This window comes from Brevibacillus sp. NPDC058079 (genome assembly GCF_042885155.1).
Classification (GTDB): domain Bacteria; phylum Bacillota; class Bacilli; order Brevibacillales; family Brevibacillaceae; genus Brevibacillus.
In genome coordinates, this window is sequence record NZ_JBHVSO010000006.1 from 1 (window position 1) to 12001 (window position 12001).

14 protein-coding genes are annotated in these 12001 nt (G+C 46.7%); 5 read left to right on the forward strand and 9 right to left on the reverse strand.

Features of this window, described 5'->3' with window-relative positions:
• The coding region (locus tag ACFVS2_RS18110) for a hypothetical protein (RefSeq protein WP_390236243.1) at positions 1–203 on the forward strand (203 nt) is incomplete at its 5' end.
• 66 nt (positions 204–269) lie between these two features.
• Here the strand turns inward: ACFVS2_RS18110 and ACFVS2_RS18115 are convergent.
• Positions 270–1130: a hypothetical protein gene (locus ACFVS2_RS18115; protein WP_390236245.1), complete on the reverse strand. Its 861-nt coding sequence runs from the start codon at positions 1128–1130 to the stop codon at positions 270–272.
• A gap of 117 nt (positions 1131–1247) precedes the next feature.
• Here ACFVS2_RS18115 and ACFVS2_RS18120 point away from each other — a divergent pair, with 117 nt between their 5' ends.
• Positions 1248–1616: a YgzB family protein gene (locus tag ACFVS2_RS18120; RefSeq protein ID WP_173618006.1), complete on the forward strand. Its 369-nt coding sequence runs from the start codon at positions 1248–1250 to the stop codon at positions 1614–1616.
• A gap of 99 nt (positions 1617–1715) precedes the next feature.
• Here ACFVS2_RS18120 and ACFVS2_RS18125 read toward each other — a convergent pair whose 3' ends face one another.
• The 3 genes from ACFVS2_RS18125 to nth all read right to left on the reverse strand — a co-directional run bounded on the left by ACFVS2_RS18125 (position 1716) and on the right by nth (position 4994).
• Positions 1716–3449 (reverse strand): glycosyl hydrolase family 18 protein, encoded by a 1734-nt coding sequence (locus ACFVS2_RS18125; RefSeq protein WP_390236248.1) that lies wholly within the window; start codon positions 3447–3449, stop codon positions 1716–1718.
• A 273-nt stretch (positions 3450–3722) separates the two neighbouring features.
• A complete protein-coding gene (gene perR / locus ACFVS2_RS18130) occupies positions 3723–4157 on the reverse strand; it encodes a peroxide-responsive transcriptional repressor PerR (RefSeq protein WP_047073745.1) in 435 nt (144 codons plus the stop codon).
• A 153-nt stretch (positions 4158–4310) separates the two neighbouring features.
• Positions 4311–4994 carry an endonuclease III gene (gene nth / locus ACFVS2_RS18135; RefSeq protein ID WP_172142485.1) on the reverse strand — a complete coding sequence of 228 codons (684 nt, stop codon included), beginning with the start codon at positions 4992–4994 and terminating at the stop codon, positions 4311–4313.
• A gap of 118 nt (positions 4995–5112) precedes the next feature.
• Between nth and ACFVS2_RS18140 the strand changes: the two genes are divergently transcribed.
• Positions 5113–6024, forward strand: a complete 912-nt coding sequence (locus tag ACFVS2_RS18140; protein ID WP_390236252.1) for a complex I NDUFA9 subunit family protein — start codon at positions 5113–5115, stop codon at positions 6022–6024.
• A 37-nt stretch (positions 6025–6061) separates the two neighbouring features.
• Here the strand turns inward: ACFVS2_RS18140 and ACFVS2_RS18145 are convergent, their stop codons facing one another.
• The 4 genes from ACFVS2_RS18145 to bcp are packed head-to-tail and all read right to left on the reverse strand — an operon-like array spanning position 6062 to position 8972.
• Entirely contained in the window at positions 6062–6610 is a 549-nt protein-coding gene (locus ACFVS2_RS18145) for a cob(I)yrinic acid a,c-diamide adenosyltransferase (protein ID WP_390236255.1), read from the reverse strand.
• 25 nt (positions 6611–6635) lie between these two features.
• On the reverse strand, positions 6636–7397 hold the full coding sequence (locus ACFVS2_RS18150) for a class I SAM-dependent methyltransferase (RefSeq protein WP_390236258.1): 762 nt from the start codon (positions 7395–7397) through the stop codon (positions 6636–6638).
• A 9-nt stretch (positions 7398–7406) separates the two neighbouring features.
• Positions 7407–8459: a M42 family metallopeptidase gene (locus ACFVS2_RS18155; protein ID WP_390236261.1), complete on the reverse strand. Its 1053-nt coding sequence runs from the start codon at positions 8457–8459 to the stop codon at positions 7407–7409.
• Positions 8460–8501: 42 nt separating this feature from the next.
• The gene (bcp, locus tag ACFVS2_RS18160) at positions 8502–8972 is read right to left on the reverse strand and encodes a thioredoxin-dependent thiol peroxidase (protein WP_390236264.1); all 471 of its coding nucleotides are present in this window, start codon (positions 8970–8972) and stop codon (positions 8502–8504) included.
• 156 nt (positions 8973–9128) lie between these two features.
• On the opposite strand from bcp, the gene ACFVS2_RS18165 reads away from it, so the two are divergent.
• Positions 9129–9746 (forward strand): winged helix-turn-helix domain-containing protein, encoded by a 618-nt coding sequence (locus tag ACFVS2_RS18165; RefSeq protein ID WP_173618013.1) that lies wholly within the window; start codon positions 9129–9131, stop codon positions 9744–9746.
• Positions 9747–9809: 63 nt separating this feature from the next.
• Entirely contained in the window at positions 9810–10448 is a 639-nt protein-coding gene (locus ACFVS2_RS18170) for an HAD family hydrolase (RefSeq protein WP_173618014.1), read from the forward strand.
• 52 nt (positions 10449–10500) lie between these two features.
• Here ACFVS2_RS18170 and proS read toward each other — a convergent pair whose 3' ends face one another.
• A complete protein-coding gene (gene proS / locus ACFVS2_RS18175) occupies positions 10501–11967 on the reverse strand; it encodes a proline--tRNA ligase (RefSeq protein WP_173618015.1) in 1467 nt (488 codons plus the stop codon).
• Positions 11968–12001 lie beyond the last annotated feature (34 nt).

A 12001-nucleotide genomic window follows, 5' to 3' on the forward strand; every position in this document is an offset into this window, starting at 1 on the left:
CAGGATCAAACTCTCCAATAAAGTTTGTTACTGGTTCAAAGCTGGCAAATCATTTAATGATAGACTCATTAACGCTTTCGCTGTTCAGTTTTCAAAGAACATTTTTTGTTCCGCCGCCCAGAGGCGACTTTCTTAATTTACCACATAACCACTTAAGAAATCAAGTGTTTTTTAAAACTTTTTTCTCGGCCATTCTGCGTTAGCGCAGCAGCGACGTTTGTTAATATAGCATGGATCACAAATAGAAGTCAACACTAATTGAAAAATTTTTATCCCATTAAAATAAAACCTGTTTCTCTGTCGCCATTTTCCCCTTCTTTGCATACGATCTCTTGGATCAACAGGCGCTGAAGCATCTTATCTATCACGAGAGGAATCTCAATCTCTGCCTCCGTAATCATCGGATGATTCATCAACTCTTCCAAACGCCAAGGCCTTGATTTTGTTTCCATGAGCTCAACCAAGTATCGAACAGATTCCTTTGTTCTGGATGCGATCCAAAATTCAATTGCCAGCACAAGTAGTTCAATTCGCTTCTCCAATGCTTCTGCATTAAAAGATAGCTCCTCATACAACTTATATATAGAAGGATCTATCTGTTTGACTTGCGTCCATAATGCTGGCTGAGGATGATCTCCCGCTTCATATACAATGAGACGAGCCAAATAGTGAATCGTTTGAATAGCAGAGTGATGCGCGTCCAGCATCATACATTGCTGCAAAAACTCTTTTGTCTCGTGAAAAAAACGAAGGATTTGGGAATACTCCTTACAGATATGTTTTTTCTGGAGAGAAGATGACAAACTAGCCAGACGCAGCTTCATTTGTTTCATATAATGTTCTTTGTCCCAAACGATTTCTGCCCTTCGAAGCATCTCGGCAAGTCGTTCATCCAAACCGCAGATGGCTCCCTTCTCCAGTTGCCACGTGCTGATTTGCTGCTCGATGATCACTTGTTCCTGAAATAGCATGCGACGGATTTTACCATCAGCTTGGGGCTCATTTACTACGACGAAATAAAAGATTCCCTCGCGAAAAGGGACTAGCATATCCGGATCATTCAAAACAAGCACCGCTTGCACATCCAAACGCTGCTGGAGATTTTTCAGATACGTTTGCCTTAAAGTCATGCCTTGTTCCTCCCTGCCCCCTGGGTTGAACTTATGGATTCTACAAGTCTTGTCCGTTTCCTGCTTGTCAACAGACAAATCCTTTGTATGCTATACTATAGGGTAGGAGGAATGATCATGAAAAATACAGAACGCCTGAGCAAGATCAAACGCATGCGCACATGGGGCAACTGGAGTATGGTAATCGGCATTTTGCTGATGTATACAGGGTACGCATTTTTTGCAGGTTATTTGGACTTTATTCCTTTACTTGGAAGCCTCTTAAAAGGCTCTTACATTTTTATGACGCTGCTTTTGATCATCGGGTTCATTCTGACAATGGGCAGTACAGTCTTGTTTATGATTTCTGGGATGGTCTCCACTTCAGCTCCACAGGTACAATGCCCTTCATGTCAAAAAGTCACGAAGATGTTGGGTAAAGAAGACGCCTGTATGTTTTGTGGACAACCTTTACGCCTAGAAGACGTACATCCTCAGCAAAACTAGACATAATATAATTCCTTTCATCTATACGTAAAAAGCCACCTGCTAATTCCCGAGCATTCGGGGTGCAGGTGGCTTTCTTTCGTGAAAGCTGTCTGTCTTTTATTTCAGAGTCTCGTCAATTGCTTGCCAAATCTCCGGCACCTCAAAACCACGGCGCCAAGAAGCTACACCCGCCAAGTCGTACTTATTGACGATCTCCATACGCTTCTTCATAGAAGTTACATCTTCTAGCCACATTTTATAGACGTTGCCATCCTTCGGGTCTTTATACTCCACGTAATGTTGACCTGAAGCTTCATCCATAACTGTCGTTAGCTTGCGTTCGTTGATCCATTCCTGCGCCTTCGTCATGGTATAAGCTTTGGAGCTTACCTTCACAGTGCCATCAGCCTGCTTGGCTTCTGTCCACAAGCGTGTGTAAAAAGGTACACCCAGCAACAGCTTTTCGTTAGGGACTTCTTCCAACACTCCTTGCAAGCCCCGCTCCACCCATGGCAACGATGCGACAGAACCAGCTTTTGGACTCGCTGCCCAATGCTCGTCATACGTCATCACCGCAACATAATCGACAACCTCGGCCAAAGCTTTCCGATCCAGGAACATAGACCATTGCTTAGCATTCGACTTGATCGTCACATCTATGGAAACGGTCAGTCCTTGCTGATGGAGATACGGCGTCAGCTCCCGAACAAACTGAACGAGCTCCTCTTTCTCTTCTAAATACACGTTCTCAAAATCGATGTTGATGCCATCCAGATCGTATAGATGAGCGTAGTACAAGAGTTGGGCGATTAACTTATCTCGCTTGTCATAGCTACTGAGAACAGATTTGGTCCAATCTGGATTAAAACCGTTTGTAACTAGACCCCAAACCTTGTAGCCCCTCTTATGAGCCCATTTGACGTACGCAGGATCAGCCTTGTTCAACAGATTTCCTTCTGCATCCTTCATTTCAAACCAAGTAGGAGAAACTACATTTACCCCTGGTAATGCAGCAATTTTTGAAACATCCGGATTTTTACTGACGACGTGCTCCCATACGAGGTTGATCTTGCCCTCAGGCTTCCAAGCAGCATGTTGTTGTCCGGTAGCAGTCGTGTGCTCCAGCGTGGCTTTGCGCACATCCGTCATCTCAATACTTTTCTCTGAAATGAATCCGCCTACTCCTGAGGCCGTCAAAATGCGATACCAGTTTTCCTTTTTGCCAAGAACGTCAACAACCTCTCCTGAGGACAACTCTGCTACGATTGGGGTTCGGTGAGAAGCACCGGTACGAACTACTTGTTTTTCCTCGGCAGCGACCACTTTCGCTTGCTGGATTTCATAGCCCTCTTTTTCGACGACTAGGACACCCGTATCTGCTTTTCGCTCAAAAGAATAAGGATACAGCTTTTCCAAAGGATCCAACGGGACATAGCGTGTGCCGTCGACCTCTTTTACCGGAACGAGTAAATCCACAGGTTTTTTGTTCAGATAGGCGACAACTTCTCCGCTCTCCATCCGAAGCACCTTATCCTTCGTCGTGACGATAACAGAACGTGTAGGCTCATCCCAAAAAATCGAAGGATCAATATTCTCTTTAATGAAATCAAAGGGCAGTAATATTTGCTCTGATTCCAATAAATACGTGGAATCTTTCCGCGAGCCTTCGTATACAATCACATTTTTCTCACCATCATACGGCTGCACATGCTCAGTTGAGGCACGAAGCACAAAAAACCAGTAAATGCTGCCGAAGATGGCCAACAAGAGAAAGCTTAACAAAAACAGCGTGCGAAAAACCCGTCGTTTCCTTCTTCTTGGACGCAGAGCTCTACCTGACTCCCTGCTCATAATCTCCACCTGCTTCCCGGTACATAAGCCTGTCTTCTGACTTGGGCTGTATGATTTGACTCATTATTTCGATCATAGCGTTGGTTCAATCCATTCACAACCTTTTGTATTCTGGTAATTCACGGACAAGCTTCCTACCAAGAAGAAGACGTACGAAAAGTCAAAAGGTTACAGATATCGACAGAAAGGGTTATGTCCTCCAAAAGCAAACACCCCCTGCATCACCGGGATTATCCGATTCAAGCAGGAGGTGCTCATCCATCAAATACATTCTTAGTGGGGATTCTTTTGACAGGAATCACAAACGCCATAAACTTCCATACGATGTCCGGTTACTTTGAAGCCGATGTCTTTGGAAGCAGCTACTTCTGCATCCCGCAAATACGGAAAGTGGAAGTCCCTGATCGCACCACAGGAGGAACAGATCGCGTGATAATGATCTTCTTCCACATTGGCATCGAATCGGCTGGACGCATCCCCGTAAGTGAGCTCTGTAACCAATCCAGCATCTTTAAAGACTCGTAGATTGTTATAAATCGTTGCAACGCTCATATTCGGGAATTTGCCTTCAAGGGCTTTATATATTTCGTCAGCCGTCGGGTGAGTCATCGTTTCCAGCAAATAGGTCAAAATTGCATGGCGCTGAGGTGTCATGCGAACCCCGGTATTCTTCAGGATTTCAACAGCTTTCTCCACACGTTGTACCATCTTGTTACACCCCACAGTCTTTCGCAAGACAAAAGAACAAGCTTCTCTAATGTCATTGATTAGAATTACTATAAATAAGTGTACGTCTAGTCGGCGAAAACTGTCAATATCCATTCATCCGATTTGGAAAGAAAGAAGTGGAAAATCAAGTTTTTACTTTGCTTTTGCAGGCTTTTTGGTTGCAGGTTTTTTGGCTTTTTTGGCTTCAGCCTGTGCAAACTTACACATGGATTGAAGTGTACAGCTGCCGCACTGTGGATTGCGCGACGAACATACACGTCTGCCGTGCCAGATTAGCCAATGATGCGCATCCGTCCACTTCTCTTTCGGAATGCGCTTCATGAGCTGACGCTCCACTTCGTCCACATTGTCGCTATTCGCAAGGCCTAACCGGTTTCCTACGCGGAATACATGCGTATCCACCGCGATCGCAGGAATCCCGAATGCATTGGACAAAACGACATTTGCAGTCTTTCTCCCTACCCCCGGCAATGCTTCTAGCTCGGCATGCGTTTGTGGAACGACGCTATTGTATTTTTCGTACAAGATTCTACAGGTCTCTAAAATGTTTTTACTCTTATTCTTATACAACCCGAGCCCTTTTATATGCTCTTCCATTTCTTCCTGTGTCAAATGAAGGTAATGCTCCGGCTGGTTTAGCTGCTGGAACATGGGTGCCGTAATCTCATTCACCCGTTTATCTGTACATTGAGCAGAAAGAATGGTCGCAATGAGAAGTTCAAATGGGGTTGTATAATTCAATTCACAGTGCGCATCCGGATAAAGCTGCTGCAAATTATCCAAAATGTCGGCAACAGGTACTTTGCGTTGTGCCATAAATATATCCCCCTTTTCCCTACATTATACCGCCTTGGTCAACACAGCGATCGATAGCACCGCAAGCTGCACCTGTTGTACAATGAGTCTGGAAGTATTTAACGGAAGGAGGTTTTCCATGAAAGTATTCCTGACTGGTGCCACAGGGTTTGTTGGACGAGGTATACTCGAGCGCTTGCAAGCAGAAGGATATGAGACGGTTTGCCTCACCAGAGCTAGTTCAACAGGTCAGCTTCCCTACAAAGAATCCGCCAATGCGCAAATAACGGAAGCAACTGGTGATCTATTTGATAAAGAATCATTAATGAGAGCGATGCAAGGCTGCGATGCTGTCATCCACCTCGTCGGAATTATTCGCGAACAACCGGGGAAAGGCATTCACTTTTCTCGTATCCATGTAGAAGGTACAAAAAATGTACTGGAGGCCGCCAAGCAAGCTGGAATCAAGCGCTTTGTCCATATGAGTGCTCTGGGTGCACGCGAAAACGCCACGAGCGCCTATCACCGAACCAAATACGAAGCGGAGCAGCTTGTGCAAGCAAGCGGTATTCCGTACGTCATTTTCCGTCCATCTGTTATTTTTGGTCCTGGGGATGAATTTGTGAACATGCTCGCCGATCTGGTTCGGTTACCTATCACACCGGTCATTGGCGATGGCTCATACCCTTTGCAGCCAGTTGCTCGCAAGACAGTGGCCGATGTATTCGTCCAAGCCTTGAGCAGACCAGAAGCAACCAATCAAACTTACGAAACAGGTGGACCCGAACCACTCTCCTACGGACAAATCCTAGATACGATTGGCGAGGCTATCGGAAAGCGGAAGGTCAATAAAATTCATATTCCCCTTGCTTTTATGAAGCCTGTGGTAAATATGATGGAGAGATTCCCATTTTTCCCGATTACAAATACGCAGCTCACCATGCTGCTAGAAGGAAACGCATGTAAGGACGGAAAGCTTCTCTACGATACTTTTCACACAGAGAAAATCGACTTTCTCCCGGGAATCACCACTTACCTGCGTACCAATTAAAAAGAGAAGCCCCCTGCTTGATCCAGGGGGCTTTTCCCTATTCGTGCAGCGTTTTCTCTACTGCACCTGTTTCTTTATTAATATGACGAGCCACAACGAACAGATAATCAGACAATCGGTTGAGGTATTTGACCACGGACGGGTTTACCTGCTCCTGCTGTGCCACATGGACTGCTTTGCGCTCTGCACGTCTGACGACCGTACGCGAAACATGGAAGGCAGCTGCTGCCGGATGTCCGCCAGGCAAAATAAAATTGGTGAGTGGAGGCAACTTTGCATCTAGCATGTCAATTTGCTCTTCCAGAAAAGTAATGTCCTCTTCTGCAATTGGCCAACCTACCTTTTTGCCTTCTGGCGTCGCCAGCTCAGCCCCTACATGAAACAGCTTTGTCTGAATGACATGGAAAACATCCTGCAATTCCTTCCATTCTTCTGTCGCAGGCAGCAGAGCCAGGGCCAATCCAATCTGCGAGTTGGCTTCATCGCACGTACCATATGCCTCTACACGGTCTGCAAACTTTGGCACGCGGACACCTGCAACCAGTGACGTCTCACCTTTATCCCCTGACTTTGTATAAATCTTCATTCCGTATCCCCTCCACAGGTTCCGTTTACAAAGCTTCTGCGACCAGAATCAATTCTGAGCTATTTGCTTCAAAAGGTGTCTTTGCAAAAGAACCGTATCGTTGTGTGACCTTCAAGCCGTTTAAGCGAAGCAGATGATGAAGCTCCGCGGGGAAAATATAGCGGAGAGTAAATCGGCCCCTCACCCGTTCCGTCACAACTCCCTGTGCATCCGTACGCTCATATATGCGTGTCACTTCGGACAGTTGCTGAAAATGGTCATAACGGGTGTAATCCCACATCGCAACCTCTTCCCCCGACGGAAGTGGATAGGTGCCACGCAAGGACATTTTTTCATTTTCCTCGTAAAAATGATGAATCTTGGGCACAAACACGTTCATGATGAACTTCCCGCCTGGAGCCAGATGCTTGCGAATGCACGTCAATGCCTTCATTTGCTCTTGAACATGCAACAGGTGCAAAAACGACCGAAAAGGAATCATAATCAGCGAAAATGACTCCTGTAGGTCAAAGGCGCGCATATCCCCCTGCAATAGCTTCAAGCCGGATGTTACACCATGTTCCTCTGCTTTTACCTGAGCCCTTGCCAACATATCCTGGGATAGGTCAATTCCCGTAACGTCGATGCCAGCCTGAGCCATCGGAATGCTGATTCTTCCCGTGCCGCAAGCGAGATCCAGCACTTTTCCCCCTGCCAGCTTGGCTTGTTCCAGATAGAACTCAACATCACCCGCAACACCGCGTTGAGTGAGATCATAGTAGTCAGCCCATTGATACATATTGCTCATCTGGTCCTCCTATGCTTGCATTTCTTCTGATTGAAGGTAGGCCATAACGAGCTTTGCCGTGTTGTCGAGCGCTTCTTTATGTGTACGTTCATGGGAATGGGATGCATCTACTCCCGGTCCGATCAAACCATGGACAACGTCATATCCAGCTCTCAGTGCAGCACTTGCGTCAGAACCATAGTAGGGATAAATGTCCACTTGGTAGTTCAGACCGTTCGCTTGTGCGAGCTTGGTCAGATGGCTGCGCAATCCGTAGTGGTAAGGTCCTGTGGAATCCTTCGCACAAATGGACACGCAATACTCATCTGTCGTCTGTCCATCCCCAATCGCGCCCATGTCGACAGCCAGGTACTCCACCACGTTGTCAGGGATGCTGGAGTTGCCGCCGTAGCCGATCTCTTCATTATTGCTGATAAAAAAGTGCGTGGTGTAAGGCAGCTTCACGTTGGATTCACTCAGTTCTTTCAGAACCCCTAACAGCACAGCTACGCTTGCTTTGTCATCGATATGACGGGACTTAATAAAGCCGCTATCCGTTACAGTCACGCGAGGATCAAAGGAGACGAAATCTCCGACGGAAATCCCAAGTTCCAATACTTGCTCTTTGTTTGTGACCTTTTCATCCAGTCGGACTTCCATGTTCGCATCATTGCGTTCCGCTTTCCCCGCTTCTGAGCTGTATACATGCACAGAAGCTTTGGTGGACAAAATGGTACCGGTTACAAGACGACCGCTGCTAGTCTCTACAGCGCAGTGCTCCCCTTCAATCGCATTGAATGCAAAGCCGCCGATCAAGGTCAGCTTCAAACGCCCGTTGCTCTTTATTTCTTTTACCATCGCGCCCAGCGTATCGACGTGAGCTGTCAAGAGTCTTGCCTTTTCGTTATTGGCCCCCGCTACTGTTGCCACGATTGCCCCTTTGTTTGTCCGTTTATAGGAAACGCCAAGCTTTTCTAACTCTTGTGCAACCCAGGCCATTACTTTTTCCGTATTGCCGGATGGACTTGGGATGTTCGCCAATTGGCAAAAGCTTTCTACAACATATTCCGTGGATACACTCATCTGTATGTTCCTCCATTCGCCCATTGCGAAATAAACGTTACGTTAAGATTGAAGTTCATCCTTAATAAATTGAAGCACTTCCTGCACATGTCCTTTGACCTTTACCTTTGGCCACACTTTTGCAATGTTGCCTTCTTCGTCGATGACGAACGTCGTGCGTTCTATGCCCATGTACTCTCTTCCGTACATTTTTTTCAATGCCCACACACCATAAGCCTCTGCCACCTGGTGATCCGGATCTGCCAGAAGTGGAAAAGGCAATTCGTGCTTCGCGATAAATTTGTCATGCGATTTCACAGAATCCGGACTGATCCCGAGAACAACTGTATTCAGCTCAGCAAAGCCCGAATGGAAGTCACGAAAGTCGCATGCTTCTGTGGTACATGTCGGCGTTTGGTCCTTCGGATAAAAATAAAGCACCACATTTTGTCCATGAAATTGGGAAAGTGAGATGGTCTGATTGTCGCTCGCCTGCAAAGTAAATGCAGGTGCAGCTTGTCCTACTGCCGTCAAACTTTTCCCTCCTCTCAATAATGTCCTGTTTTCGCTGGTCCCATTTTACCACAATCTAGTAGTCACTTCATCCGCATACAAGTTGCGCTTTGATTCAGAAAAGGATAGAATAAAAAAAAATAAAATTTGGCCTAGTCAGTTGGATGGTGAATTCGCATGAAAGAGTTTTTTGAAGTAACAGATCCAGAAGCGCTAAAATCGCTTGCTATAGCGGAACGGGTTAAAATTTTGGAACTCTTTGAAGATTTGGAGCCCAGAACGGCCAAACAAATCGCTACAGAACTAGGCGAAAATGCTGCACGGCTACATTACCATGTAAAGGAGCTCGTGCGTGTTGGGCTGCTTGAGCAGGTGGATACCCGGGTAAAAGGCTCTATTGTGGAGAAATATTATGAGCCTGTTGCCAAGGTCATTCAGGTCAAGCTCCAATTGATGATTGAAGAAAACGCTCAACAATTAAGTGATGTCATGTTTACTCCGTTTCGTACTACGGAAAAGGACCTCATGCGAACTCTCAATCGCTTCGTCGCAAGCGACCAAGATGTTAGGAAAGAGTATCAAAATACGTTTGCTTATAATTTGACTGAATTTTATTTGAGTCAAGAGGAACGTAATCAATTTGTAGAAGACATCTCTGAGCTGTTACAAAAGTACAAAGGGTTCAAAAAGGAATCTGGCCGTCGAAAATTCAAGTTTTTCGACACCCTGTTCCCATTGACTCCAGCTGACCCAACAGATGATTCAGATGATCCTTTTGATGATTCGGATGAGTAAGTCACCAAGAAAACCATCAGATACGATGGTTTTCTTTCATTTTCTAATCAAAGGAGGACTCCCATGCGGACGATCTTGTTTGATTTCGACGGCACAGTTGCCGATACCCTCCCCTTGATCTTCACCGCTTTTCGCTCTACCTTTCAGCAGTTTTTACAAGAGCATTATACCGACGAGCAGATTGTAGCTCTCTTTGGCCCCACAGAGACAGGCATTTTGCAAAACAAGCTTCCCTCACATGCGCATGACAACGCCCTCGCTCATTTTTTTCGTGTATACACAGATGAACACTCCCGCGTACAAAATCCTGAAAATATCCGAAGCATGCTCGACGAACTTCACGCAGCAGGTATCCAAATGGGAATCGTAACAGGAAAAGGGCGCAAAAGCGCTGACATCTCCCTTCGAGAATGGGGATTAGATTCGTATTTTTCCGTCGTGATCACAGGGGATGAGGTCACACATCCAAAGCCTCATCCAGAAGGTATTTTTACTGCTATGAAACAACTAGGCGCTACGCCTGCGGAAACCATTTTCGTAGGTGACAGTGATGCTGACGTGTTGGCTGGTCGAGCCGCTGGTTTGCGAACAGTCGGTGTGGATTGGCTTTTGGTTACACAAAAGTCGGGAAAATTCGATCCCGAGCCTGACTACCACTTTACGGATGTGCAAGCTTTTACCGATTGGATACTCAAGCGCTAGATGAAAAAAGGGTGTGCCCTGCCGCCGAAGCGTGGACACACCCTTTTTTTGATTAATACGCCCGTCCGAACCAGACGCTATGCTGTGACTCTTTGCCGCAGCAAATGCAGGCATTCTTTTGTACAGGAGGCTCAAACGGGATGTTGCGAGAAGTGAACTTGGTTTCCTCTTTGATCTTCGATTCACAAGCATCATCCCCACACCAGCCGGCTAACACCCATCCGCTCGTTTTGTTTTCGCTCTCGCTTTTTGCAATATGAGCGGATAGCTGCTCCAGTGTATCGATCCCCAAATGTGAGTTCTCATCACGAAAGGCTAGTGCTTTTTGGAACATATTTTGCTGAATCTCTTCCAACAGTTGAACAACTGTCTGCGCGATACCTTCAAGTGAAACCGTCACCTTCTCCCCTGTATCACGACGAGCCAGAATTACTTGACCATTTTCCACGTCACGCGGGCCGAGCTCCAGACGTAGAGGAACCCCGCGCATTTCCCACTCATTGAACTTCCAGCCTGGTGTTTCTTCACGAAGATCAGCACGGACACGCACGCCTGCGGCCTTGATCTCGTCAAAAAGTGGATCAAACGCCTCCATGACTTTCTCGCGCAGCTTCATCGGACCGACTGGGATCATAATAACCTGTGTCGGAGCCATGCGAGGCGGCAACACTAGACCGCGGTCATCGCCATGCACCATGATCATCGAACCAATCAGTCGTGTAGAGGTTCCCCATGATGTGGTGTGAACGTACTTGAACTGATTGTCACGATCCAAAAACTTAATTTCAAAGCCGCGCGCGAATTTATCGCCCAAATAGTGCGAGGTGCCCGCTTGCACTGCTTTGCCATCCTTCATCATCGCTTCAATGGAATACGTGTCAACAGCACCGGCAAAGCGTTCACTCGGTGTTTTTTGTCCCTTCCAAACCGGAATGGCCAGCTCCTGCTCGACGACCTCTCGGTAAATCTCCAGCATTTGCATCGTTTCCTGACGAGCTTCCTCCTCTGTCGCATGTGCCGTGTGGCCTTCCTGCCAGAGAAATTCTGATGTCCGCAAGAACGGCATCGTCCGCTTTTCCCAACGAAAAACGTTTGCCCATTGGTTGATTAATACAGGCAGGTCGCGGTAGCTCTGAATCCATTGGCTGTACATATGTCCAATGATCGTCTCGGAGGTTGGACGTAGCGCGAGCTTTTCCTCTAACGGCTCGCCCCCAGCCTCTGTTACCCAAGGCAGCTCTGGATTGAAGCCCTCGATATGCTCTTTTTCTTTTTGAAAGAAGGACTCGGGGATCAACATCGGGAAATAGGCATTGCGATGCCCTGTCTCCTTGAAACGTTTATTCATCGCCTCTTGAATTCGCTCCCATAGCTCAAAGCCATCCGGCTTGAACACGATGCAGCCGCGTACCGGTGTGTAGTCCATCAAATCCGCCTTTTTGATGGCATCGATGTACCAACGCGAAAAATCCTCCGATTGCGGTGTAATTTCTTTTACAAACGCTTTGTCCTCTTTCATCCGTCTACGCTCCTTTTTGTTCTTACGTAAAATG

Bases quoted from the DNA above. Each gene is read 5' to 3' on its own strand.
- nth (WP_172142485.1), bottom strand. From the start codon at position 4,994: ATGGCACAACGCAAAGTACCTGTTGCCGACATTTTGGATAATTTGCAG.
- ACFVS2_RS18120 (WP_173618006.1), top strand. From the start codon at position 1,248: ATGAAAAATACAGAACGCCTGAGCAAGATCAAACGCATGCGCACATGG.
- ACFVS2_RS18165 (WP_173618013.1), top strand. From the start codon at position 9,129: ATGAAAGAGTTTTTTGAAGTAACAGATCCAGAAGCGCTAAAATCGCTT.
- perR (WP_047073745.1), bottom strand. From the start codon at position 4,157: ATGGTACAACGTGTGGAGAAAGCTGTTGAAATCCTGAAGAATACCGGG.
- ACFVS2_RS18115 (WP_390236245.1), bottom strand. From the start codon at position 1,130: ATGACTTTAAGGCAAACGTATCTGAAAAATCTCCAGCAGCGTTTGGAT.
- ACFVS2_RS18150 (WP_390236258.1), bottom strand. From the start codon at position 7,397: ATGAGCAATATGTATCAATGGGCTGACTACTATGATCTCACTCAACGC.
- proS (WP_173618015.1), bottom strand. From the start codon at position 11,967: ATGAAAGAGGACAAAGCGTTTGTAAAAGAAATTACACCGCAATCGGAG.
- ACFVS2_RS18170 (WP_173618014.1), top strand. From the start codon at position 9,810: ATGCGGACGATCTTGTTTGATTTCGACGGCACAGTTGCCGATACCCTC.
- ACFVS2_RS18125 (WP_390236248.1), bottom strand. From the start codon at position 3,449: ATGAGCAGGGAGTCAGGTAGAGCTCTGCGTCCAAGAAGAAGGAAACGA.
- ACFVS2_RS18145 (WP_390236255.1), bottom strand. From the start codon at position 6,610: ATGAAGATTTATACAAAGTCAGGGGATAAAGGTGAGACGTCACTGGTT.
- ACFVS2_RS18155 (WP_390236261.1), bottom strand. From the start codon at position 8,459: ATGAGTGTATCCACGGAATATGTTGTAGAAAGCTTTTGCCAATTGGCG.
- ACFVS2_RS18140 (WP_390236252.1), top strand. From the start codon at position 5,113: ATGAAAGTATTCCTGACTGGTGCCACAGGGTTTGTTGGACGAGGTATA.